The organism is Microbacterium sp. LMI1-1-1.1 (genome assembly GCF_040815675.1).
In the GTDB taxonomy this organism is placed as follows: domain Bacteria; phylum Actinomycetota; class Actinomycetes; order Actinomycetales; family Microbacteriaceae; genus Microbacterium.
Map to the genome: position 1 here is coordinate 595,366 of NZ_JBFPNN010000008.1, position 21,889 is coordinate 617,254.

At 69.7% G+C, this 21,889-nt stretch carries 24 protein-coding genes and 1 tRNA gene; 16 read left to right on the forward strand and 9 right to left on the reverse strand.

Annotated elements, in window-relative coordinates; genetic code table 11:
• Positions 1–17: 17 nt before the first annotated feature.
• The 10 genes from MRBLMI1_RS12315 to MRBLMI1_RS12360 all read left to right on the forward strand — a co-directional run bounded on the left by MRBLMI1_RS12315 (position 18) and on the right by MRBLMI1_RS12360 (position 11,165).
• Positions 18–581 (forward strand): DUF402 domain-containing protein, encoded by a 564-nt coding sequence (locus tag MRBLMI1_RS12315; RefSeq protein ID WP_367733287.1) that lies wholly within the window; start codon positions 18–20, stop codon positions 579–581.
• A gap of 9 nt (positions 582–590) precedes the next feature.
• Complete coding sequence (locus MRBLMI1_RS12320; RefSeq protein WP_367733289.1) at positions 591–1,304, forward strand: demethylmenaquinone methyltransferase; 714 nt, start codon at positions 591–593, stop codon at positions 1,302–1,304.
• A 97-nt stretch (positions 1,305–1,401) separates the two neighbouring features.
• Positions 1,402–2,463: a polyprenyl synthetase family protein gene (locus MRBLMI1_RS12325; protein WP_367733291.1), complete on the forward strand. Its 1,062-nt coding sequence runs from the start codon at positions 1,402–1,404 to the stop codon at positions 2,461–2,463.
• 47 nt (positions 2,464–2,510) lie between these two features.
• A complete protein-coding gene (locus MRBLMI1_RS12330) occupies positions 2,511–3,884 on the forward strand; it encodes an FAD-dependent oxidoreductase (protein ID WP_367733293.1) in 1,374 nt (457 codons plus the stop codon).
• A 156-nt stretch (positions 3,885–4,040) separates the two neighbouring features.
• The gene (locus MRBLMI1_RS12335) at positions 4,041–5,306 is read left to right on the forward strand and encodes a sugar ABC transporter substrate-binding protein (RefSeq protein WP_367733295.1); all 1,266 of its coding nucleotides are present in this window, start codon (positions 4,041–4,043) and stop codon (positions 5,304–5,306) included.
• Positions 5,307–5,332: 26 nt separating this feature from the next.
• Complete coding sequence (locus MRBLMI1_RS12340; RefSeq protein WP_367733692.1) at positions 5,333–6,283, forward strand: carbohydrate ABC transporter permease; 951 nt, start codon at positions 5,333–5,335, stop codon at positions 6,281–6,283.
• A complete protein-coding gene (locus MRBLMI1_RS12345) occupies positions 6,283–7,131 on the forward strand; it encodes a carbohydrate ABC transporter permease (RefSeq protein ID WP_367733297.1) in 849 nt (282 codons plus the stop codon). The genes MRBLMI1_RS12340 and MRBLMI1_RS12345 overlap by 1 nt, the downstream gene beginning before the upstream one ends.
• 43 nt (positions 7,132–7,174) lie before the next feature.
• Positions 7,175–8,449 carry an ABC transporter ATP-binding protein gene (locus tag MRBLMI1_RS12350; protein ID WP_367733299.1) on the forward strand — a complete coding sequence of 425 codons (1,275 nt, stop codon included), beginning with the start codon at positions 7,175–7,177 and terminating at the stop codon, positions 8,447–8,449.
• Positions 8,450–8,469: 20 nt separating this feature from the next.
• Complete coding sequence (locus MRBLMI1_RS12355; protein ID WP_367733301.1) at positions 8,470–9,423, forward strand: alpha/beta hydrolase; 954 nt, start codon at positions 8,470–8,472, stop codon at positions 9,421–9,423.
• Positions 9,424–9,467: 44 nt separating this feature from the next.
• A complete protein-coding gene (locus MRBLMI1_RS12360) occupies positions 9,468–11,165 on the forward strand; it encodes an AMP-binding protein (protein WP_367733303.1) in 1,698 nt (565 codons plus the stop codon).
• 17 nt (positions 11,166–11,182) lie between these two features.
• Here the strand turns inward: MRBLMI1_RS12360 and MRBLMI1_RS12365 are convergent, their stop codons facing one another.
• Positions 11,183–12,529 (reverse strand): dicarboxylate/amino acid:cation symporter, encoded by a 1,347-nt coding sequence (locus MRBLMI1_RS12365; protein ID WP_367733305.1) that lies wholly within the window; start codon positions 12,527–12,529, stop codon positions 11,183–11,185.
• A 154-nt stretch (positions 12,530–12,683) separates the two neighbouring features.
• Between MRBLMI1_RS12365 and MRBLMI1_RS12370 the strand changes: the two genes are divergently transcribed.
• Positions 12,684–13,388 (forward strand): FadR/GntR family transcriptional regulator, encoded by a 705-nt coding sequence (locus MRBLMI1_RS12370; protein WP_367733307.1) that lies wholly within the window; start codon positions 12,684–12,686, stop codon positions 13,386–13,388.
• Between the two features lie 12 nt (positions 13,389–13,400).
• Here the strand turns inward: MRBLMI1_RS12370 and MRBLMI1_RS12375 are convergent, their stop codons facing one another.
• The 4 genes from MRBLMI1_RS12375 to MRBLMI1_RS12390 all read right to left on the reverse strand — a co-directional run bounded on the left by MRBLMI1_RS12375 (position 13,401) and on the right by MRBLMI1_RS12390 (position 14,764).
• Entirely contained in the window at positions 13,401–13,661 is a 261-nt protein-coding gene (locus tag MRBLMI1_RS12375) for a Txe/YoeB family addiction module toxin (RefSeq protein WP_367733309.1), read from the reverse strand.
• Positions 13,658–13,909 (reverse strand): type II toxin-antitoxin system Phd/YefM family antitoxin, encoded by a 252-nt coding sequence (locus tag MRBLMI1_RS12380; protein ID WP_367733313.1) that lies wholly within the window; start codon positions 13,907–13,909, stop codon positions 13,658–13,660. The genes MRBLMI1_RS12375 and MRBLMI1_RS12380 overlap by 4 nt, the downstream gene beginning before the upstream one ends.
• Before the next feature lie 200 nt (positions 13,910–14,109).
• Positions 14,110–14,247, reverse strand: coding sequence for a hypothetical protein (locus MRBLMI1_RS12385; RefSeq protein WP_167494239.1), 138 nt, complete (start codon positions 14,245–14,247; stop codon positions 14,110–14,112).
• A 28-nt stretch (positions 14,248–14,275) separates the two neighbouring features.
• Positions 14,276–14,764: a YajQ family cyclic di-GMP-binding protein gene (locus tag MRBLMI1_RS12390; RefSeq protein WP_367733316.1), complete on the reverse strand. Its 489-nt coding sequence runs from the start codon at positions 14,762–14,764 to the stop codon at positions 14,276–14,278.
• Between the two features lie 114 nt (positions 14,765–14,878).
• Here MRBLMI1_RS12390 and MRBLMI1_RS12395 point away from each other — a divergent pair, with 114 nt between their 5' ends.
• The 4 genes from MRBLMI1_RS12395 to MRBLMI1_RS12410 all read left to right on the forward strand — a co-directional run bounded on the left by MRBLMI1_RS12395 (position 14,879) and on the right by MRBLMI1_RS12410 (position 18,469).
• Positions 14,879–15,379 (forward strand): FBP domain-containing protein, encoded by a 501-nt coding sequence (locus tag MRBLMI1_RS12395; protein ID WP_367733318.1) that lies wholly within the window; start codon positions 14,879–14,881, stop codon positions 15,377–15,379.
• Positions 15,376–16,257 (forward strand): PfkB family carbohydrate kinase, encoded by an 882-nt coding sequence (locus tag MRBLMI1_RS12400; RefSeq protein WP_367733320.1) that lies wholly within the window; start codon positions 15,376–15,378, stop codon positions 16,255–16,257. Before MRBLMI1_RS12395 ends, MRBLMI1_RS12400 begins: the two co-directional genes overlap by 4 nt.
• 109 nt (positions 16,258–16,366) lie before the next feature.
• Positions 16,367–16,451, forward strand: a tRNA-Tyr gene (locus MRBLMI1_RS12405).
• Positions 16,452–16,972: 521 nt separating this feature from the next.
• Positions 16,973–18,469: a LuxR C-terminal-related transcriptional regulator gene (locus MRBLMI1_RS12410; RefSeq protein ID WP_367733322.1), complete on the forward strand. Its 1,497-nt coding sequence runs from the start codon at positions 16,973–16,975 to the stop codon at positions 18,467–18,469.
• Positions 18,470–18,491: 22 nt separating this feature from the next.
• Here the strand turns inward: MRBLMI1_RS12410 and MRBLMI1_RS12415 are convergent, their stop codons facing one another.
• Together MRBLMI1_RS12415 and MRBLMI1_RS12420 are read right to left on the reverse strand one after the other, a co-directional pair.
• The gene (locus tag MRBLMI1_RS12415; RefSeq protein ID WP_367733324.1) at positions 18,492–18,824 is read right to left on the reverse strand and encodes a hypothetical protein; all 333 of its coding nucleotides are present in this window, start codon (positions 18,822–18,824) and stop codon (positions 18,492–18,494) included.
• A 121-nt stretch (positions 18,825–18,945) separates the two neighbouring features.
• Entirely contained in the window at positions 18,946–19,293 is a 348-nt protein-coding gene (locus MRBLMI1_RS12420; protein WP_367733326.1) for a hypothetical protein, read from the reverse strand.
• Positions 19,294–19,438: 145 nt separating this feature from the next.
• On the opposite strand from MRBLMI1_RS12420, the gene MRBLMI1_RS12425 reads away from it, so the two are divergent.
• The gene (locus MRBLMI1_RS12425; protein WP_367733328.1) at positions 19,439–19,873 is read left to right on the forward strand and encodes a MarR family winged helix-turn-helix transcriptional regulator; all 435 of its coding nucleotides are present in this window, start codon (positions 19,439–19,441) and stop codon (positions 19,871–19,873) included.
• A gap of 151 nt (positions 19,874–20,024) precedes the next feature.
• Here MRBLMI1_RS12425 and MRBLMI1_RS12430 read toward each other — a convergent pair whose 3' ends face one another.
• On the reverse strand, positions 20,025–20,984 hold the full coding sequence (locus tag MRBLMI1_RS12430) for a hypothetical protein (protein WP_367733330.1): 960 nt from the start codon (positions 20,982–20,984) through the stop codon (positions 20,025–20,027).
• 62 nt (positions 20,985–21,046) lie between these two features.
• Complete coding sequence (locus MRBLMI1_RS12435) at positions 21,047–21,862, reverse strand: helix-turn-helix domain-containing protein (RefSeq protein ID WP_367733332.1); 816 nt, start codon at positions 21,860–21,862, stop codon at positions 21,047–21,049.
• Positions 21,863–21,889: the final 27 nt, after the last annotated feature.

Sequence of the window (21,889 nt, forward strand, 5' to 3'; positions counted from 1 at the left end):
GATCTAGACTCCCGATCATGTCCTCCCGTCCCGCACCCGGTACCCGCCTCCTGTTCCGCTGGCGGAAGTGGGACGGCTCGCCCCACTGGGAGCAGGACTCGGTCTACCTCGGGTCGGACGAGTGGGGCGACTGGTTCGGCCAGCAGGTGGGCTGGCGCAGCGACCGTCCGGGTCGGCACTTCGTCTGCCGCGAGCCGAACGTGACGCTCGTGCCGCCGTCCGGCGACTGGGCGTTCACGCACAACGCCGCGCCCCACCCGGTCGCGGTGTACATCGACCTCGCCTGGGACGTGACGTGGAACGAGGAGGGCGTGCCGGTCGGGATCGACATGGACCTCGACGTCGTCCGCCGCACGGACGGCCGGGGCACGTGGATCGACGACCGCGACGAGTGGGAGGACCACCGGGTCCGCTACGGCTACCCCGCCGACGTCGTGCGGCATCTCGAGGCCACGGCGCTCGATCTCGAGCGCCGGGTCGTCGCCCGGGAGGCGCCCTTCTCGGACGAGACCACCGGCCCGTGGCTGCAGCGGCTGGCGGAGCTCGCAACCCCCGACGACCGCACCGCGCCCCGCGCCTAGACTCGTCGCGTGAGCGATTCCCCCCGCGCCGACCTCGGCAAGGACCCGCAGCGGGTCAGCGGCATGTTCGACAAGGTCGCGGCCGCGTACGACCGCACGAACACGGTCCTGAGCCTCGGCAACGACCGCTTCTGGCGCGTGGCCACGCTGCGCGCGGTCGCCCCGCAGCGGCACGAGCGCATCCTCGACCTCGCCGCCGGCACGGGGACGTCGTCGATGGCGTTCGTCCCGAGCGGCGCGCACGTGGTCGCCGCGGACTTCTCCCCGGGCATGATCGCGGAGGGACGCCGTCGGCACGGCACGGTGCCGAACCTGGAGTTCGTGCGGGCGGATGCCACCGACCTCCCGTTCGCGGACGGCGAGTTCGACGCGGTGACGATGTCGTTCGGGCTGCGCAACGTCAACGACCCCCGCCGGGCGCTGCGGGAGCTGCGCCGGGTCACCCGCCCCGGAGGGCGGATCGTGGTGTGCGAGTTCTCGCATCCGCCGTCCCCGGTGTTCAACGGCGTGTACCGCTTCTACAACGACCGGGTCCTGCCGGTGGTGGCCAAGGCGGTCAGCTCCAACGCCGACGCGTACGACTACCTCAACGAGTCGATCCGCGACTGGCCCGACCAGCGGACGCTGGCGAGCTGGATGCGGGACGCCGGGTGGGTCGACGTCGCCTACCGCAACCTCACCCTCGGCATCGTCGCGCTGCACCGCGGGACGAACCCGGCCTGACTCGCCGTGAGCGCGCGATCCGTCCGATAGCTCGATACCGCTGTCAACCGGTCGGCGCCCGCGAGTGAGGTCACCCTGGCCAGGCTAGGCTGGGACCGTGACCCCGATCCCGCCCGCCGCCGGTTCCCGCCTGGCGGGCAAGCTCGGACTGAGCGACCGTATCTTCGGCGGACTCCGTTCGCGCGCCCTGCTTTCCACCGTCGAGGCCGGCCTGGCCCGCGTGGAGAGCACCCTCGAGGGGGAGGTCCGCAGCGCCGACCGGCTCGCCGACGTCACTGCCCGTTACCTCTACGAGGCGGGCGGCAAGCGCGTGCGTCCGATGCTCGCGATCCTGACGGCCCAGCTCGGCCGCGGGACGACGAACGAGGTCGTCGAGGTGGCCACCGCCCTGGAGCTGACGCATCTCGGCTCGCTCTACCACGACGACGTCATGGACGGCGCGGACAAGCGCCGCGGGGTGCCGAGCGCGCAGACGGTGTGGGGCAACAACATCGCCATCCTCACCGGCGACCTGCTCTTCTCCCGCGCGAGCCAGCTCATGGCCCGCCGCGGCGAACGCGCGATCCAGCTGCAGGCCGACACGTTCGAGCGTCTGGTCCTGGGCCAGATGCACGAGACGGTGGGTCCGCAGGACGGCGACGAGCCCGTCGAGTTCTACCTGAAGGTCCTCGCCGACAAGACGGGGTCGCTGATCGCGGCCGCCGCCCAGTCGGGCGTCATCTACTCGGGAGCGCCCGAGGAGTACGAGCAGCCGATGGTCGTGTTCGGCGAGAAGGCGGGCGTCGCGTTCCAGCTTCTCGACGACGTCATCGATTTGTCGCCGGATGCCTCCGAGACCGGCAAGGTGCCCGGGACCGACCTGCGCGCGGGTGTGCCCACCATGCCGTACCTGCTTCTGGGGCACCGCCGTGACGAGGCCTCCGCCGACCTGCGCGCGCGCATCGACGAGGGCCAGGAGCGGATCGCCGCCGGCGCCGACCCGTCGATCCTCGACGACGCGCTCGCCGAGCTGCGCGATCACGAGACCACGCACGAGACCCTGCGCCTGGCGCACCAGTGGTCGCAGGAGGCGATCGACGCCCTCGCACCGCTGCCGGACGGCGCGGTGCGCGAGGCGCTGACCCGGTTCGCGCGCGCCGTCGCCGACCGCTCCGCCTGACCCCCCCCTTTTTCTCACCCCCCCCGATCTCGATCGAGAGGACACCCATGACCAAGCTGCGTCTCGCCATCGTCGGTGCCGGACCCGCCGGCATCTACGCCGCCGACATCCTCCTCAAGGCCGAGCGTCAGTTCGACGTGTCGATCGACCTGTTCGAGCACCTCCCCGCGCCGTACGGCCTCGTGCGCTACGGCGTCGCGCCCGACCACCCCCGCATCAAGGGCGTCGTCACGGCGCTGCGCGAGGTGCTGGATCGCGGCGACATCCGCATCTTCGGCAACGTGCTCTTCGGCCGGGACATCACCCTCGACGACCTCAAGCAGCACTACAACGCCGTCATCTTCGCGACGGGCGCGGTCCGGGACGCCGACCTCGACATCCCCGGCATCGACGCGCACGGCTCCTACGGCGCCGCGGACTTCGTCAGCTGGTTCGACGGTCACCCCGACGTGCCGCGCGAGTGGCCGCTGGAGGCCGAGTCGGTCGCCGTCATCGGCAACGGCAACGTCGCCCTCGACATCACCCGCATCCTCGCGAAGCACGCGGACGACCTGCTGCCCACCGAGATCCCCGACAACGTGTACCAGGGGCTGAAAGCCTCACCCGTCACGGACGTGCACGTGTTCGGCCGCCGCGGGCCGGCGCAGGTGAAGTTCACGCCGCTGGAGCTGCGCGAGCTGGGCGAGCTGCGCGACGTCGACATGGTGGTCTACGACGAGGACTTCGACTACGACGAGCAGTCGCTGGCCGCCGTGCAGACCAACAAGCAGGTCAAGGTCATCGACCGCGTGCTCCAGCAGTGGCGCACGCGCCCGGGCGCGAACGGCGTCGGGGGCGAAGCGTCCCGCCGTCTGCACCTGCACTTCTGGGCGAAGCCGCTCGAGGTGAAGAAGGACGACGAGGGCCGGGTCGCCGCGCTCGTGTACGAGCGGACCGCGTCGGACGGCCAGGGCGGTGTCGTCGGCACCGGCGAGATCCGCGAGGTGCCGATCCAGGCCATCTACCGCGCCGTCGGCTACTTCGGCTCGCCGCTGAAGGACGTCCCGTTCGACGAGCGTCACGGCGTCATCCCGAACCAGGAGGGCCAGGTCATCGAGGCCGGCTCGAACGCGCGCGTCCCCGGCGTCTACGCGACCGGTTGGATCAAGCGCGGTCCGGTGGGCCTGATCGGGCACACCAAGTCGGATGCCATGGAGACGGTCCGTCACCTCATCAACGACCAGGGCCAGTGGTGGCAGCCCGAGCACCCCGAGGAAGAGGCGATCCCCGCCCTCCTCGCCGAGCGGGGCGTGCGTTGGACCGACCTGGACGGGTGGCACCGCCTCGACGAGCACGAGGTCGCCCTCGGGCAGCCGCACGAGCGCGCCCGCGTCAAGGTCGTGCCCCGCGACGAGATGATCGCGATCTCGCGCGGCGAGTGACCGCGGACCCGGGCCCGGACGGCGGTCGTTAGACACTTCCACCCGGTACTACATCGTCCTTCGGCCTCGCAAGCCACCTGTTCCCCGGCGCCTCCGCCATGAGGATGGAGGGGATGCCGCGGGCACCACGCCCGCGCACCGAGGCGAGGAGGCCGGATGCGCACGCTGAGACGGACGGTCGCCGGGCTGTCGGCGGTGGCACTGGCGGCGACCCTCGGGGCCTGCTCCGCGGATGACGGCGTCCCCACCCTCACCTGGTACATCAACCCGGACGACGGCGGGCAGGCCGAGATCGCGGCCTCCTGCACCGAGGCCGCGAACGGGGCCTACCGCATCGAGACGTCGCTGCTTCCGCGCGACGCCGCCTCGCAGCGCGAGCAGCTGGCCCGCCGTCTCGCGGCCAGCGACCGGTCGCTCGACATCATGAGCCTCGACCCGCCGTTCATCCCCGAGCTGGCCGAGCCCGGGTTCCTCGCCCCCGTGCCGGACACCCTGCAGGACACCGACGGGATCGTGCAGGGCGCGGTGCAGTCCGCGAGCTGGAACGGCGAGCTGGTGACGGTGCCGTTCTGGGCCAACACGCAGCTGCTCTGGTACCGCGAGTCGGTGGCCGAGGCCGCGGGTCTGGACATGTCGCAACCGGTGACCTGGGACCAGATCATCCAGGTCGCCGAGGACCAGGACAAGCAGATCGGCGTGCAGGGCGCTCTCGCCGAGTCGCTGACGGTGTGGATCAACGCCCTCGTCGCCTCCGCCGGCGGCCAGATCCTCGAGGACCCGGAGGCCTCTCCGGACGAGATGCAGCTGGGGCTGGAGACCGACGCGGGTCGCGCCGCCGCGGACATCATCGGACGGATCGGGTCCGAGGGGCTCGGCGGTTCGGGACTGCCCACCGCGGACGAGAACGCCAGCATGAACCTCTTCCAGGGCGACAGCGGATCGTTCATGGTCAACTGGCCCTTCGTGTGGCCGGCGATGCAGGCCTCGGATCCCGAGATCGTCGACGACCTCGGGTGGGCGGTCTACCCCCGCGTGGATGCCGCCACCCCGGCGGCTCCGCCCGTCGGCGGCATCAACCTCGGGGTCGGCGCCTACAGCGAGAACACCGACCTCGCCTGGCGGGCGGTGGAGTGCATCGTGCAGCCCGAGAACCAGGCGCAGTACTTCGTGACGAACGGCAACCCGCCGTCGAACACCGCCGCCTACGACGACCCGCAGGTGCAGGAGCAGTTCCCGATGGCCGACACGATCCGCGAGTCGCTCGACCTCGGCGCCCCGCGCCCGCAGACGCCGTACTACAACGAGATCTCCATCGGTCTGCAGCGCACCTGGCATCCGCCGACCGCGGTGAACCCGGACGCGACGCCGGAGACCTCGACGGACTTCATCCTCGCGGTGCTGAGAGGGGAGAGGCTGCTGTGACCGCCGAGATCGCCGCCACCGGCACGCTGCGGGCCGACCGGGAGCGTCCGGACACCGCGACCCGGCCCAAGAAGCGCCGCTCCGACCGCGCCCGCGCCGAGGCCCGCCTTGGCTGGATGCTCGCCGGGCCGGCGTTCGGGATCATGCTCCTGGTGACGCTGTACCCGATCGTGCAGGCCCTGTGGGACTCGCTGTTCAGCCTGCGGCTCACCGCTCCGGACGACCGCGAGTTCATCTGGTTCCGCAACTACCAGGTCATCCTCGGCGACCCGGCGTTCTGGCAGTCGATGGGGGTGACGCTGTTCATCACCGTCGTGACGGTGCTGCTGGAGCTGATCATCGGCTTCGCCTTCGCGCTCGTCATGCATCGCGCGATCAAGAAGCTGCGGGGCTTCGCGCGCACGGCGATCCTCGTGCCGTACGGCATCATCACGGTCGTCTCGGCGTTCGCATTCTTCTACGCCTTCGACATCAACTCCGGCGGATACGTCAACAACTGGCTGTCGTGGATCCCCGGGTTCGACGAGGACCTCAACTGGTTCGCCTCCCAGAGCACCTCCCTCGTCGTCATCATCCTGAGCGAGGTGTGGAAGACGACGCCCTTCATCTCGCTGCTGCTGCTGTCGGGCCTGGCGCAGGTGCCCGGCGACCTGGAAGAGGCCGCGAAGGTCGACGGAGCGACCTCGTGGGAGGTGCTACGTCGCGTCATCCTGCCGAACATGAAGGCCGCGATCATGGTCGCGGTGCTGTTCCGCACGTTGGAGGCGTTCCGCATCTTCGACAACATCTTCATCATGACCGCCGGCGCGAACGACACGGAGGCGCTGTCGCTGCTGGCATACAACACCTCGATCGGGCGGCTCGAGATCGGCCTCGGCTCCGCGATCTCGGTGCTGCTGTTCCTCAGCGTGCTGATCATCGCGGGCATCTTCATCAAGGGCTTCAAAGTGGACCTGTCCGCGGGGAGGAACAGCTGATGCGCGCGATGACCTGGCCCCAGCGGATCATGTGGCTCGTGATCATCGCGGCCGTGCTCGTGTGGTCGCTGTTCCCCGTCTTCTCGATCGCGATGACGTCGTTCAAGACGCAGGCGGGGCTGTTCTCGGGGACGCTGCTGCCTGAGGAGTGGACGTGGGAGAACTACGCCACGATCCTCGCGCCGGGCGGGAGCGCCCAGGACCTGTTCCTGCCGGCGCTGCGCAACTCGATCGGCATCTCGCTGATCGCGACGTTCATCGCGGTCGTGCTGGCCACCCTGTGCGCGTACGCGATCGCCCGGCTGGACTTCCCCGGCAAGCGCATCATCCTGACGACGGCGCTGGCGGTGTCGGTGTTCCCGATCGTGTCGATCGTCACGCCGCTGTTCAACCTGTGGCGCGTGGTGGGGCTGTACGACACGTGGCTCGGCCTGATCATCCCGTACCTGTCGCTGACCCTGCCCATCTCGATCTGGACCCTCGCGGCGTTCTTCCGCCAGATCCCCTGGGAGCTGGAGCAGGCCGCCCAGGTCGACGGGGCGACGCCGTTCGAGGCGTTCCGCAAGACGGTCGTCCCGCTCGCGGCGCCCGGGGTGTTCACCACCGCGATCATCGCGTTCTTCATCGCCTGGAACGACTTCGTCTACGGCATCTCGCTGACCTCGACGGATGCCGCCCGGCCGGTGCCGGCAGCCCTGTCGTTCTTCACCGGGGCGTCGCAGTTCGAGGCGCCGACGGGGGCGATCTCCGCCGCCGCCATCGTCGTGACGATCCCGATCGTCATCGTCGTCGTCATCTTCCAACGCCGGATCGTGTCCGGTCTCACGCAGGGCGCCGTCAAGGGCTGAGGAACAGCACGCAGGGCGCCGTCAAGGGCTAAAGGAGCGAGTCATGGCATCCATCACTCTGAACAAGATCGTCAAGACGTACGACGATGGCTTCACCGCCGTGAAGGGCGTCGACCTCGACATCGCCGACGGGGAGTTCGTGATCCTCGTCGGGCCGTCGGGATGCGGGAAGTCGACGCTGCTGCGGATGATCGTGGGCCTCGAGGACATCTCCGACGGGGAGCTGCGCATCGCCGACGAGGTCGTCAACGACAAGGCGCCGAAGGACCGGAACCTGGCGATGGTCTTCCAGAACTACGCGCTGTACCCGCATCTGACGGTGTACGAGAACATCGCGTTCCCGATGCGGCTGAAGTCCAGCGACCTCAGCGACGAGGAGATCGACACGCGGGTGCGGCGGGCGTCGAAGCTGCTCGAGCTGGACGAGCATCTGGAGCGCAAGCCCGCGAACCTGTCGGGCGGTCAGCGGCAGCGCGTGGCGATGGGGCGCGCGATCGTGCGCAACGCGAGCGCGTTCCTCTTCGATGAGCCGCTGTCGAATCTGGATGCGAAGCTGCGTGGGCAGATGCGGACGGAGATCGCGCGTCTGCAGCGGTCCCTCGGCATCACGACGGTCTACGTCACGCACGACCAGACGGAGGCGATGACCCTCGGCGACCGGGTGGCGGTGCTCCGCCGCGGCGAGCTGCAGCAGGTCGCGAGCCCCCGCGGTCTGTACGACCAGCCGGTGAACCTGTTCGTGGCGGGCTTCATCGGCTCGCCGCCGATGAACTTCCTCAGCGGCACGGTGGTGCGGGGGTCCGGCGGCGATGTGCTGCGCCTGCCCATCGCCGACGTCCCGCTCGACGACCGGCTGCGCGCGGCGGTGGAGGGACGCGACCTGGTCATCGTCGGGGTGCGTCCGGACGCGTTCGAGGACGCGGACGCCACGGAGCGCGATCTCACGGGCGGCGTGACGACCGAGCTGGACATCGAGATGACGGAGTGGCTGGGCGAGGTCCTGTACGCCTACGTGCCGTACGAGACGGATGCGACGGTGAAGGAGAAGCTGTCGGAGCTGGACCGCGACCTGGACGGCGAGAGTCTGCGCACCGAGCTCGTCGTCGCCCTGGATGCCATGAGCACGGTCCGCGCGGGCGATGCGGCGCGGCTGTGGTTCTCCCCGGATGCGCTGCACCTGTTCGATCCCGAGACGGGGGTCAACCTGACGCGCGACGAGGCGAAGGCGGAGAAGCTCGAGGAGGACGCCCGCGCGGCCCGGAAGCGCGCGCTGGAGCGGGCGAAGGAGCGCGCGGCGCGCGAGGAACAGCGCGCCTGATCCGGCGGGGCCGCGAGTCGATGGGGGAGTGGCGTCCGGACGTCCTCGGGGAGGGGTTCGAGCAGCAGACGCTGCCGCTCGGCCGCGACCCGGAGGGCGAGGTGTGCGCGACGCTCGTGCGTTCGCGCCCGCACCCGGGTGCGCGACTGTTCGGCGAGCTGCGCGACGTCGACGTGCTGTACGTGCACGGCTGGTCGGACTACTTCTTCCAGACCGGGCTCGCCGGCTTCTTCACCGAGCGGGGCGCGCGCTTCTACGCCCTCGACCTGCGGAAGTACGGGCGGAGCCTCCGCCCGGGGCAGTCGCCGGGGTACGTCGCGGCTCTCGACGTGTACGACGCCGACATCGCGGCGGCGCGGGATGCCATGGGCACGGCGCGCGAGGGGCGCCGGCTGATGCTGGTCGGTCACAGCACGGGCGGATTGACGCTGACGCTGTGGGCGGCGCGGCATCCCGGTGCGGCGGATGCGCTCATCTTGAACAGTCCGTGGCTGGAGCTGCAGCTCGGCCCGATCGGTCGGCAGGCACTCGCCCCGCTCGTGAACGCGCGGGCGCGGATCGACCCGCTGGGCACGCACCCGGTGGTCGATCTGGGGTTCTACACCCGCGCGCAGCGCGAGGTCGGGACGCTGCCGGAGAGTCCCGACGGGTGGCGGCCGCCGCAGGGCTTCCCCACTCATCCCGGCTGGCTCGCGGCGGTCATCGCGGGCCATGCGCGGGTGGCATCCGGTCTCGACGTCGGCTGCGCCGTGCACGTGCTGCTCTCGGCCCGGTCCACGACGGCGCTCACGTGGAGCGACGCGATGCTGTCCAGCGACTCGGTCCTCGTCGTCGACGACATCGCCCGTGCGGCGACGCGTATCGCGGCGACCGTGACGATCTCCCGGGTCGACGGGGCGCTGCACGACGTGTTCCTGTCGGCCCCGGCGGCGCGGGAGGCCGCCTACGCGGCGCTGGCGTCCGGCCTGCGGTGACGGCCGGACGCGGGACTAGCGTAGGACGGGTTCGAAGGAGTCCCATGAGCCCCACCACCGCCTCTGCGACCGCGCGCTACCGCGCCGCCCGTGACGAGCTGCTCGCATCCCGCACCGATCCCGCGCGCGCCGCCGCCTTCGCCTGGCCGCGCTTCGAGGGTCCGTTCAACTGGGCGATCGACTGGTTCGACCCGATGGCGCGGGGGAACGACCGCCCGGCGCTCATCGTCGTGGACGACGACGGCACCCACCACGAGCGGACGTTCGACGAGCTCGCCCGCCGCTCCGATCAGGTCGCCGCGTGGCTGGCGTCCCGGGGCGTCGCTCGCGGCGACGCGGTGCTGCTGATGCTGGGCAACCAGGTCGAGCTGTGGGAGTCGATGCTGGCGATCATGAAGCTGGGCGGGGTGATCGCCCCGACGACGACCGCTCTCGGTCCGGGCGACCTGGCCGACCGCATCGAGCGCGCCGAGATCCGCCACGTCGTCGTCGGAGCCGCGGATGCCCCCAAATTCGACGACCTCCCCGCCGGTCTCGGCCGGATCGCGGTCGGGCCCGCGGTCGACGGCTGGGCGCACTACGACGACGCCTTTCTGAGGGATGCCGCTCCCGCACGGCATCCGGAGACCGCCGCCGACGACCGCCTGCTCCTCTACTTCACCTCGGGGACGACGTCGAAGCCGAAGCTCGTCGAGCACACGCACGCCTCGTACCCGGTCGGACATCTCAGCACCGTCTACTGGCTGGGCCTGCAACCGGGCGACGTGCACCTGGCCATCAGTTCGCCGGGCTGGGCGAAGCACGCCTGGAGCTGCTTCTTCGCGCCGTGGATCGCGGAGGCCACGGTGCTGGCATTGAACTACTCGCGGTTCTCGGCCGACCGCCTGCTGGCCGAGCTGGAGGCCGACCGGGTGACGACGTTCTGCGCGCCGCCGACGGTGTGGCGCATGCTCATCCAAGCCGATCTCACCGGGCGGCGGGGAGCGCTGCGCGAGGTCGTCTCGGCGGGGGAGCCGCTGAACCCCGAGGTGATCGCGGCGGTGCAGCGCGCATGGGGTCTCGACATCCGCGACGGGTACGGCCAGACCGAGATGACGGCGGTCGTGGCGAACACGCCGGCCGCCGGCCTCGTGCCGGGGTCGATGGGGCGACCGCTCCCCGGCTGTCCCGTGGTGCTCGTGGACCCGGTGACGGGCGAGCGGGCCGACGAAGGCGAGATCTGCATCGACCTGCGCGAGCGGCCGGTGAACCTCATGAGCGGGTATGTCGGCGACGACGCACGGAACGCCGAGGCCTTCGCCGACGGGCTTTTCCACACCGGGGACGTCGCGCGCCGAGACGAGACCGGGAGCATCACATACATCGGGCGGACGGACGACGTCTTCAAGGCGTCGGACTACAAGATCAGCCCGTTCGAGCTGGAGAGCGTGCTCATCGAGCACCCCGCCGTCGTGGAGGCGGCGGTCGTCCCCGCCCCCGACGAGCTGCGGCTCGCCGTCCCGAAGGCCTACCTCGTGCTGGCGGCCGGGCACGTCGAGGGCGAGGAGGTCGCGCTGGACATCCTGCGGTTCGCCCGCGAGCGGCTCGCGCCGTTCCAGCGCGTCCGTCGCGTCGAGTTCTTCGACCTGCCCAAGACCATCTCGGGGAAGATCCGGCGGGTCGAGCTGCGTCAGCGGGAGGAGCGCGCCGCGCGCGGCGAGATCGTCGTGACCGAGTGGCGGGACGACAGCCTGCGGAGCTGAGGTTCTCGACCCGTCCGTCAGTCCGCGCGGTCGGCGGCGGCGAAGCGGTCGGCGAGTCCCTCCTGGTCGACGGGGGCGGCGGTGACCGTCGTGCGTCCGGCGTACACGTCGCGGTCGATCTCGTCGGTGGCATCCGCGACGAGCATGGCGACCATGGTGTCGCCGTTGACGTTGAGGAACGTGCGGAAGATGCCGGTGAACCAGTCGACGGCGATGAGGAGGCCGACGGCTTCGAGGGGGAGCCCGAGCGAGGTGGCGAGGAACATCGCGGCGACGGCGAACCCCCCGGGCACGGTGATGGTGCCCATGTTGAGCAGGATCGCGAGGGCCATGCCGAGCACGACCTGTCCGGGGCTGAGCTCCATGCGTCCGGCCTGGGCGAGGAACAGGATGACGATGGTGTAGTTGAGCACCGCGCCGTAGGAGCCCATCGTCAGACCGACCGAGAGGGTGAAGCCGGCGACGCGCTGGCTGATGCCGACCTTCTCGACGGCGTTCTTCAGCACCGTGGGGAAGGTGACGGCCGAGCTGGTCGTGGTGACGGCGATGACGGTCTGCTCGGCGAGCTTGCCGGGCAGGGCCCAGGGATTCAGGCGGGTGCGGGCGATCACGACGACGACGAACAGCACGGTGACGATGACGACGCCGAGAAGGGTGAGGCCGAGGTACGACAGCGCGGTGGTGACGACGGCGAAGCCGACGTCGCCGGCGAGGGCTGCGAGGAGGCAGAAGACGCCGATGGGGGCGATGTGCATCACCAGGCGGATCATGCCCAGGACGACCTGCTGCAGCTGTTCGAGCAGCGTCACGATGAGGCGGTTGCCGGTCGTGCGGATGTAGCCGTTGAGGGCGAGGCCGAACAGGAGCGAGAACACGATGATGGGCAGCATGCTCGCCGTCGACATGGCGTTGACGATGTTGGTCGAGACGAAGCCGAGGACCGTCTCCTGCCAGCCGGTCGCCGGTTGCGCGGACTCCTGCAGGGCGGCATCGACGGGTCCGGAGTAGTCGATGCCCACCCCGGGCTGGAAGAGGGCCGCCAGGCCCCAGCCGACGAGGGCGGCGACGATCGAGAAGCCGATCATCCACGAGAAGGTGCGGCCGGCGAGGCGGCCCATCCCGGTCCCGGTCATGGAGCCCGTCGCGACGATGACGGAGGCCATCACGAGGGGCACGATCGCCATCTGGATGAGGCGGATGAACAGGTCGCCGATGAACTTGAGGTTGCCGGCCCACTCGCCGGCGACGAGGCCGAAGACGACGCCGAGCACCGCGGCCAGTGCGATGAGCGTGGCCGGGTGGCGGAGGGCCCTGACGACGGTCCGGGGACTCCGGATGCCGCCGCGTGCGGTGTCGTTGGCCATCTGTACTCCTCGTTCGGGTTCTGAGTGGTCCGTCCAATGATGGGACGCCCCTGTTTCCTCGGCGGTTTTCCTCTGTTTCGTCGCGGTTACGGTCGGACCAATCCAGCGCCCGAGTCACCCGCGGGCTGGGAGGATGAGCGAGGGGAGGATCACTGTGACGGATCATGTGGCGCTGGCGCCGCTCGAACGGGGTGCCGGTTCGGTGCGCGACCAGGTGCTCGCGCGTCTGCGGTCGTTGATGGTCGCGGGCGTGCTGAAGCCCGGGGACCGACTGGCGACGGAGCGGGAGCTGGCCGCGCAGATGGGCGTCTCCCGCTCGGCCGTGCGCGAGGCGCTGTCGCGGCTGGAGTCCGCCGGTCTGGTGGAGCGCCGGCAGGGGAGTGGGACGCGGGTCAGCGCCCGGCTGCCGCTATCGGCCGTGCTGGGATCGTTCGACACCCCGGACGACGGGGCGATCGCCGCCTCGAGCGAGTTCCGGACCGTGGTGGAGCCGCAGATCGCGCGGCTCGCGGCCGGACGGATCGAGCGGGACGAGCTCGCCGCGCTGGAGGCGCTGCTCGAGGGGTCGGCGCACGTGCACGACGTGGAGCGGTCGGTGGGGTTGGACGTCGCCTTCCACGTCGCCGTGGCTGCGGCGACGCGCAACCCGCTGCTCGCGTCGCTCAGCGAGCTGACGGTCTCGTGGACGGTCGAGGGTCGGCTGTACTCGCACCTCGACGACGAGGGGCGTCGACTGTCGCACGACGGTCACGCCCGCATCCTCCGTGCCCTGCGGGCGGGGAATCCGGATGCCGCCGAGGCGGCCATGCGCGTCCACCTCGACGAGATCGCCGACCTCGTGGCCCGCCTCCGCGAGTGACTCGCTTCTTCGTCAGTAGTGCTCGCGTGCCTGCAGGATGACGATGTGATCGTCCGTGACGTAGTAGACGAGTCGATTGGCGTCGTCGATACGTCGGGACCACGCGCCGCTCAGGACGTGCCGGAGCGGCTCCGGCTTTCCGATGCCGGCGAAGGGATCACGAAGGACCTCGGTGATCAGCGTGTTGATGCGTTTCAAGGTCTTCCGGTCCTGCCCCTGCCACCACACGTAGTCCTCCCACCCGTGGGGGTCGAAGGCGAACGACCGGGTCACGCGTCCAGAAGGTCGTGCTGTTCGAACTCACCCCGCCGGGCCCGTCCGATGGCCTCGAGCAGACGTTCCGCGTTCGCGGAGTTGCGAAGGAGGTAGGCCGTCTCGGTGAGGGAGTCGTAATCGTCCTTGGACAGCAGCACGGCGTTACCGTGGCGCGAGACGACCTCGACGGGTGCGTGATCCTCGTTCACCTGCTGAATAAGGCCGAACAGTGTCTTGCGGGCTTCCGACGCGGTGATGGCGGACACGATACCTCCTCGGGCGTACCGGATATGGTACCACTCGGCGGTGTTGGGCGCGCCGCGCGGATCCGCGGGTGGCCCGTCGGTCGCGGTGCTGCACAAGCGTCGACCCAGACGATCGCGATCATCTCGCCGTGGCAATACGCATGCATCGCCCTGCTCGACAGGGATGGTCGGACCCGGCGGGATCATCGATCGAGGGAATCTCACACCGGCTCGGTGGTGCGGATGAGGCCGCAGTTCACGCACGACCACGCGACGAGGAAGCGTTCGTCGTCGAGGATCTCGAAGCGCAGCGGGTCGCCGCACGTCGGGCACGTGAGCGGGTCGAGAGGTCTGCTCACCGGGCGAAGGTGACGTCCATGACGCCGGTCAGCGGTAGTTCGTGAACTGCAGGTCGACGTCGAGGTCGGCGGCCTTGAGGAGGCGCTGGACCTCCTGCAGGTCGTCGCGGGACTTCGACTGCACGCGCAGCTCGTCGCCCTGGATCTGCGATTTGACGCCCTTGGGGCCCTCGTCGCGGATGATCTTGCCGATCTTCTTCGCGTTCTCCTGCGAGATGCCCTCCTTCAGCGTGGAGGTGATGCGGTACTCGCGGCCGCTCGCGGTCGGTTCGCCGGACTCGAGGCTCTTGAGCGAGATGCCGCGCTTGATGAGCTTGGTCTGGAATACGTCGAGGACGGCGTTCGCGCGCTCCTCGGAGTTCGCCTTGATGAGGATGGCATCGCCGCTCCAGTCGATGGAGGCATCCGTGCCCTTGAAGTCGTAGCGCTGCTCGACCTCCTTGCGGGCCTGGTTCAGCGCGTTGTCGGCTTCCTGGCGGTCGATCTTGGAGACGATGTCGAATGAGCTGTCGGCCATGCGTCCAGGCTACCGGGGACGGCCGGGAGACGGCGGGATCGGCCGCGGGATGCCGCTGAGGCGAGGCTGAGAGACCGCCCCCCGCCGCCCGTCGCGCTCGTAGACTCGGATCCCATGCGAGCACTCACCGAAGACGAGGTCCGCGACGCGTTCGTGAACGCCGGACCCGATGAGCTGCGGGTCGTCACGATGCCGCACGATTTCCTGCTCACCGACTGGGATCACATGGACTTCTTCGCCTGGCGTGATCCGCGCACCCGCGGGCGCGGCTATCTCGTCACCGAGCGCGACGGCGAGCCGACGGCCGTGGTGCTGCGCGCGGCGGACGGGCAGTCGCGGGCCCGGGCGGCGATGTGCAACCTGTGCCACACGATGCAGCCGGGCGATCAGGTCGCGCTGTTCACGGCCCGCAAGGCCGGGGATGCCGGGGCGCACGGTGACACGGTCGGCACGTACATGTGCGCGGACCTGTCGTGCCACGAGAACGTGCGTCTGGCGATGCCGCTCGCTCCGAGCGAGATCCGCGGGAGCGTGGACATGAAGATCGACGGCACGAAGCGCCGCACGGAGGCGTTCGTCGAGCGCGTGCTCGAGACCGCCGGGGCGGAGCGGTGACCCCGCGCGTCGTCGTGATCGGCGACGCGCTGATCGACGAGCTGCGCGACGACGACGGCGTGCGCGAGTTCGTCGGCGGCGCCGGGCTGAACGTCGCGGTCGGCCTGTCGCGTCTGGGCGTGCCGGCGACGCTCGTCGCGATGGTGGGCGACGACGCGGCCGGCGCGCAGATCCGCGCCTATCTCGACCAGTTCGACGTGAAGCTCCTCGCGAGTCCCGCACCGCACGGCACGTCCCGGGCGGTGAGCACGCGTTCGGCCGGCGGAGAGCCGGTGTACGTCTTCAACGAGGCGGCGCAGAACCGTCGCGTCGTCTTCGGTGCCGCAGAGCGGGAGGCGATGGATTCCGCGGCGATGGTCGTCGTCAGCTGCTTCCCCTTCGACGACGAGGCGCAGACGGACGAGCTCGTCGATGCCGCTGCGTCGCCGTCGACCCCGCTGGCGATCGACCCGAACCCGCGGACCGGCATGATGCGCGACCGTGCGGCGTTCGTGCGCGGCTTCGAGAAGGCCGCGGCCGGGGCGCTGCTGGTGAAGGTCGGGGAGGACGACGCCGAGGTGCTGTACGGCTCGTCGCTCGAGGAGCTCCGGACCCGTCTGCGCGACCTCGGCGTGGGAGCGGTGCTCGCCACGTACGGGGCCGGGGGAGCGGCCGTGGATGCCGGCGACGTCACCGTCGCACGCGGTATCTCCGAACTGCCCGGGCGCATCGTCGACACGATGGGCGGCGGTGACGCGGTCCTGGCGACGACGGTCTCGCTGGTCCGGGACGCGCTGCCGGCCGGCGAGGACGCGTGGGCGGCGGTGCTGCAGCGGGCCATGGACGTGGCCGCAGCGACCTGCCGCGAAGAGGGTGCACTGCTGCGCGTGCCCGAGTGAGCGGCATCCTGCGACGTCCCGCGGGCGTGGTTTGAGGCACCCCTTCGGGGATAGTAGAGTAGGGGATCGCGCCTCCGGTCGACTGACTAAGCCGGGCGGGTGCGCACCTGGCGAGTTACCCAAGCGGCCAAAGGGATCTGACTGTAAATCAGACTGCATTGCATTCGGGGGTTCGAATCCCTCACTCGCCACCATCCGCACGACGACGCGGACGTAAGGCCCCCAGGCCGCCGAGCAATCGGTGAGCCTGGGGGCCTTCTTCGTGCCCGGTGGGCACCATCGCCGTCATTCTGAAGAAGACGCCGGCGCAGGTGTTCCGCGACCCGCCCTCGGCGCGTACACCGAAGCGCGCGTCCCACGTGGGTTAACCAGATGGTTAACCTCTGCATTGGCGAACGCCGTTCGATAATGCGTACATGTGCTGCGTTCGACGTCCAGGTAGTTAGGCTCTCGGGGCGCAAACTTATCCAGTTCGCGCATCCGGCTCCGCCGGGACGCGACCATCGACTCCTGCCGAGCCGGTGGACGCGCAGTGCCGGGCGATCGTTCCGCGGTCGTCCGGGACCCGTGGCCTCGCCGCGAACGCCACCCGAGTGCGTTCCCGGCCGGTCGCGGGTGACCGCCGTCGTGGGCATTCCCCTCGAGTGCGAGCTCGGGCCTGCGACGGATGACAGGACGTTCGGCGCGCGATCGCGCGCCGGTGGGGGGAACACCGATGGACATCATCAGCGAGCTCGCGCGCGCGATCGACCGCGCCGATCTCAACCGGATCGAGGCTCTCTGGGAGCGGCACTTCTACCGACTGCTTCTGCAGGATCCCGCTCTGGTGGATCGAGCCGTGGCATCCCTGCCATCGGAGTGGCTGGCCGAGCACCCGCGCCGCGAGATGTGGCGCGCCCTGACGGGGGCACTCGGCGAGGGGCGGCAGATTCCGACGCCCGTGCTCGAGCGCTTCGCCGCCTTCGTGCGCCACGACGCATCCGCGCGGCCGGCGGACGGTCTGATCCTTCTGCACGTCCGTCTGGGGGAGCTGATCTCCCACGGCTGGGGGGAGCGGACCTCCGCCCTCATCGACGAGATCCACCTCGCCGTCGAGGCGGCCGAGGACCGCACGGGTCTGACGGACATCCTGCCGGTGCTGTTCATCCTCTGCGCGGTCGCCAGGATGCTCGCCCACGAGGAGCCCGCCGCCGTCGAGGTGCTGTGGGAGGCGGCGCACTGGGCATCCGTCGGCGAGGGGCATCCCGCTTTGGCCTCCGTCCACGCTCACCTGGCGCTCTGGCACGTGCTGGAGGAGCGTTTCGTCGAGGCCGCACGGCTGCTGGGAGACCCGGCGCCCGCGCCCGCGGCGGGAACCCTCGCTCACCGGTATCAGAGCGTCGGCTTCGTCGTCCGCGCCTTGATCGCCGTGGGGGAGCTCGACCCGGGCTCCGCCCGCCGATGGATCGCTCGCGTCGACGAGCCGACCGTCACGGGTGAGCTGGAGTGGCTCGTCCTGCATGCCCGGTCGCGAGCGGCCATGCTCGAGAAGGAGCCGTGGGAGGCGATCCACGCGATCCGGACGACGCTCAGCACCTCGTACGACCGCTTCCCGCCGGGCTCCTTCTCCGGTTCCCTGCTGCGCGCGGACCTCGCTCAGCTGACGCAGATCGCCGGAGACCTCAGATCGGCCGAACGCGTGTTGCGCGCCCCCGGGATGCGCGAGGGCAACCTCGCGATCGACGTCAGTCGCGCGCGTCAGGCTCTGCTGCGCGGACGACCCGACGACGCCCTGACGATCCTGCGCTCACCGATGCGCGACGGGTTCACGCCCGCGCACTTCCCGTCCGGTGTCGTGCTGGCCGCGTCGGCCGAGCAGGAGGTGGGGGGAGAGGTACGCGAGGAGACCCTGGATGCCGCGGCGGCGGTGGTCCGCGCCCACGGGGCGCCGGCCGCGCTCACCGAGGCGACGCCGCCCGTGCGGGAACTGCTCCTGCCCCGGGTGGGCGTGGAGGCGGCCGTCGTGCCGCAGTTGTGGGAGTGCGCCGCACGCGTCCGTCTGACCCGCCGGGAGCAGCAGGTGCTGCGGGTGCTGCGTGCGCATTCGTCGCTGTCCGACATCGCCGCGGCCCTGTTCGTCTCCGAGGACACGGCCGCGGCATCCCTCAAGGCGCTCTATCGCAAGCTCGGCGCCCACACGCGGGAGGAGGCGTTGTGGCTCGCGGGGGAGTGAGCCGGGTCGTGGCTCGACGCCCTCAGCAGCCGGCCTGAACGGCTAGGAGTGCGCGCGACTTGACCTCGAGGAAGGCGCAGAGCGCCGAGAGCACGTTGACCTCGTTGCCGAGGTTCAAGAGCTCCACGGGGCCCAGCTCGATCGTGGTGTCGCGGGCTTCCATGGTGACCTTCCACGCGCCGCCGCTGCCGTCGACCGGCTGCAGGTAGCTGATGGTGGCCGCCTTCGACAGGTCGACAACGATGAGCCCGGCATCCGGGACGGTGTCGTCCTGCTGTTCGAGGACTCGCATCTCGCTGCCGGTCACGTAGCCCAGCGCGCGGAACTCCTCGAGCCAGAGCTCGAGGGTCGCCATGTTCAGAAGGTCACGTACCGGCACCGCACTCCCCGATCCAGTCGCGCGAATAGGTTTTGCGCAATGCGTCCAGTATGGCCGCATTCAGACGGGGAGGGCGAATGTGCTAAAGAGGTGCCGATCAGGCGGCGTGAACGGAACGCGACGCGGGGCGCGCGGCGGCCTCGGCCTGCTCCCACGTGCGGACGTCGAGCATGAGCCCGGCCGACGAGTTGGACTGGTCGGCGAGCTGGCGGAGATACTCGCCCACCAGCTGTTCCGGCTCGGGCGTCTCGAACACGAAGCGCAGGGCGATGGAGGGCTGCAGCCAGATGGTCTGGCGGCCGTCCCCGGTGTCGTCGCCGGTCCAGGTCAGCGTGAAGGACTCATTGCGACGCAGCTTGGTGGCCGCGATGACCTTGATGTAGCTCAGCAGACGATCGGGGAGGGCGACGGGGGTGGTGTCGGAGCCGTAGTAGAGCTTTGCCATGCGATCTCCTTCGGTCATCCGTCGGGCGGGCTCCCGACGAAATACTAAGGTATCACGTATTTCACGAGGTTAATTAACAAGATGAAATGTTCGCGATAAAGACTACGATGGGCGGATACGCGTCGAACGAGAGAAAGGAACGTGGATGCCGCAGCGCACTCTGTCAGCCCTCTCCCTCGCTCTCGAGGAATTCGTGCAGGCGCGCACTCGCGCCGTCGCCACGGCGCGGAAGGAGCTGCGCGTGAGCGAGCTCGAGGCTCGAGCGCTCGCGGCGATCGGCGCCGAGCCCGGGATCCGTCCGAGCCGCCTGCGGGAGCACCTCGACGTGACGTCCGCCGGTGTGACGACGCTCGTCGATCGTCTGGTCGAGCGTGGCCTGCTTCGCCGGGAGCTCGACGTCGACGACCGGCGCGTCAACCACATCTACCTCGAGATCGACCTGGACGCCGCGCCGTGGTCCGCCCTCACGGGGTTCGGGTCCGACGTCGAGACGGCCGTCAGCGAAGAGCCCCGCGCCGACGCCGACGCCTTCGCCAAGGTGCTCCGCCGCATCACGGCAGCCACGCGCGACCGCAGCTGAACGGTCCCTGCGCCGACGCCTTCGCCAAAGTGCTCCGCCGCATCACGGCAGCCACGCGCGACCGCAGCTGACGCGTCAGCGCTTCCGTCTCGGTCGTCCGCACGGCGGTGGCCACACGTTCCATGGGTGCCGGATGCGGTTGCCCAGGCGGTCAATTGTCAACGTCCGCAAAGGTCGAGCCTGCGGCATTGTGCATCGCCCAGGTCGAGCGGAACCCGGACAGGTGAGCCAGCTCGCCGGGGCTTGCGACGCCCCCTCGCCGCAAGCTGTCCAGCAGCTCCAGGCGTCGCATGCGCAACGCGGAGGATGGCGACGTGCCTCGTGAGGCGAAGGCCCGCGCGAGATACTGCCTGGACACGTCGAGGGTGTCGGCGAGGGACGCGACGGTGGTGGCCGGGTTGTGTGCTGACGACCGAATACACTCCATCGCGTCCTCGTAGAGGCGATCTAGCGCGGGCAACGTCGAACCCGCACGGGGTCGGTGCTCGTCGAGGAGGCCCTCGATCAGCAAGTCGATCGCGCCATGGATCTTGCGGATGACGGCGGGGTGCGGCGATGGGGTGAGGTTGAGCGCGGTGTTCAGCAGGGCGGCGAGACCGGCACCCGCGCACGTCGGCTCGTCGAAGGGAAGGTAGAGAAACCCGCCCGGGAGTTGAGCAGTCGCCGATGATGTCTCCACCTCTATCCGAGCTGTTGGTGACTGCGCCTGCAGAGTGCACCGGTGACGGGCGGAGACGACGACGATGTCGTTCGTCGTCTGAGTGGTGGTCGTATCGCCGGCGGCTATCGTGATCGTCCCGTCCACCTGAAGGGAGAAGCGCACGCCCCGGTCAGCGGTGGATTGCGTGTCGCGGAGCAGGTTGAGCGGGGTGTGCCACAGCCGGCGCGCGGTGAACTCGCCGTCGGACAGCTCGTCGACGACGAGAACGGTCTCGTTGAGCGACGCGTCGGACGTCGACAACGAATGCCCTCTCGCCTCGAACCATTCGATGGCCGCGGGCCCGTCGAGTCTCTGTCTCATTCTCTTCGGCAGATGATCGAAGCCGGCACCTTGCAACGGCTCCCATGGCGGCACGTTGCTGACAACCTGCTCTGGGATCCTGAGGGGCATGGCGTCACATTCGCAGACGGCGCTTCGCCGCGCCCTCCGAATCGCGAATATCACCCGCTGCTTCACCCGGTGAGGGTTGCACGAGGATGAGCGTCCTCCGCGTCGAACGTAGCTAGCGCCCGGTGCAGAGCGCGAACCGACGGAAAGCCGGAATGCGCGCATATCTCGAGCGGATCGTCGACACCCGCGGCCAACAAGATTCGGGCGAGCTGGCATCGGCGGCGGCGAATCTCAGAGCTCGGCGACGTCCCTCGGGCTGCGAACACTCGCCTGAGATATTGGACGGAGACGTTCGTCGCCTCGGCGACCGATTCGACTCCGACAGACGCGTCATGCGCGGACAGCGCGATGTACTCATTCGCGGCGCAGAAGAGCTCTGCAGCGGCACGGCGCTGACCTCGTCTCTTCGGTACGGCGGCCTCGCAGAGGAGGGCCTCGACGAGATTCTCCAATGCGCGTTGCACCGCGCTGCCCGTGCAGGAGTTCACCTCATCCCCCTCGTCGAGAATGGCATTCACGATGGACACGATCGCGACGGACGCAGATGAATCACGCGTGCGGGCCAGGTGGGTGAAGTGCGACGGGGGCAGGCGCAGGCTGGACGAAATCATCTCGATGCGAGCGGAGGGGGACCTCGTCATGAACGACTGCACGCTGTGCGTTGTAGCGAGGAGCGCGTCATGAGCGTGAAGGGTCCGCACGCCGTCGGGCGAGGAAACGACACTCTCCCCTTCGGTCTGCAAGGTGAGCGATATCGACGGGTGTGTCGATGACGAGCAACTGTTCTGCGGGTCTTCACCGCCCACGCTCGAGAGAGTCACCGCGGTGTGCCTGATGCGGCGTACAGCGAAGGATCCGTGGATGAGCTCGTCCACCATGAGGACGGGGGCATCTGTCGCCGGAGG

What these genes read in the sequence shown, in the direction of transcription:
- MRBLMI1_RS12410 (WP_367733322.1), top strand. Translation starts at nt 16,973, where the DNA reads ATGGACATCATCAGCGAGCTCGCGCGCGCGATCGACCGCGCCGATCTC.
- MRBLMI1_RS12390 (WP_367733316.1), bottom strand. Translation starts at nt 14,764, where the DNA reads ATGGCCGACAGCTCATTCGACATCGTCTCCAAGATCGACCGCCAGGAA.
- MRBLMI1_RS12350 (WP_367733299.1), top strand. Translation starts at nt 7,175, where the DNA reads ATGGCATCCATCACTCTGAACAAGATCGTCAAGACGTACGACGATGGC.
- MRBLMI1_RS12315 (WP_367733287.1), top strand. Translation starts at nt 18, where the DNA reads ATGTCCTCCCGTCCCGCACCCGGTACCCGCCTCCTGTTCCGCTGGCGG.
- MRBLMI1_RS12435 (WP_367733332.1), bottom strand. Translation starts at nt 21,862, where the DNA reads ATGGTGGACGAGCTCATCCACGGATCCTTCGCTGTACGCCGCATCAGG.
- MRBLMI1_RS12335 (WP_367733295.1), top strand. Translation starts at nt 4,041, where the DNA reads ATGCGCACGCTGAGACGGACGGTCGCCGGGCTGTCGGCGGTGGCACTG.
- MRBLMI1_RS12430 (WP_367733330.1), bottom strand. Translation starts at nt 20,984, where the DNA reads ATGCCCCTCAGGATCCCAGAGCAGGTTGTCAGCAACGTGCCGCCATGG.
- MRBLMI1_RS12365 (WP_367733305.1), bottom strand. Translation starts at nt 12,529, where the DNA reads ATGGCCAACGACACCGCACGCGGCGGCATCCGGAGTCCCCGGACCGTC.
- MRBLMI1_RS12425 (WP_367733328.1), top strand. Translation starts at nt 19,439, where the DNA reads ATGCCGCAGCGCACTCTGTCAGCCCTCTCCCTCGCTCTCGAGGAATTC.
- MRBLMI1_RS12420 (WP_367733326.1), bottom strand. Translation starts at nt 19,293, where the DNA reads ATGGCAAAGCTCTACTACGGCTCCGACACCACCCCCGTCGCCCTCCCC.
- MRBLMI1_RS12355 (WP_367733301.1), top strand. Translation starts at nt 8,470, where the DNA reads ATGGGGGAGTGGCGTCCGGACGTCCTCGGGGAGGGGTTCGAGCAGCAG.
- MRBLMI1_RS12395 (WP_367733318.1), top strand. Translation starts at nt 14,879, where the DNA reads ATGCGAGCACTCACCGAAGACGAGGTCCGCGACGCGTTCGTGAACGCC.
- MRBLMI1_RS12330 (WP_367733293.1), top strand. Translation starts at nt 2,511, where the DNA reads ATGACCAAGCTGCGTCTCGCCATCGTCGGTGCCGGACCCGCCGGCATC.
- MRBLMI1_RS12415 (WP_367733324.1), bottom strand. Translation starts at nt 18,824, where the DNA reads ATGGCGACCCTCGAGCTCTGGCTCGAGGAGTTCCGCGCGCTGGGCTAC.
- MRBLMI1_RS12360 (WP_367733303.1), top strand. Translation starts at nt 9,468, where the DNA reads ATGAGCCCCACCACCGCCTCTGCGACCGCGCGCTACCGCGCCGCCCGT.
- MRBLMI1_RS12345 (WP_367733297.1), top strand. Translation starts at nt 6,283, where the DNA reads ATGCGCGCGATGACCTGGCCCCAGCGGATCATGTGGCTCGTGATCATC.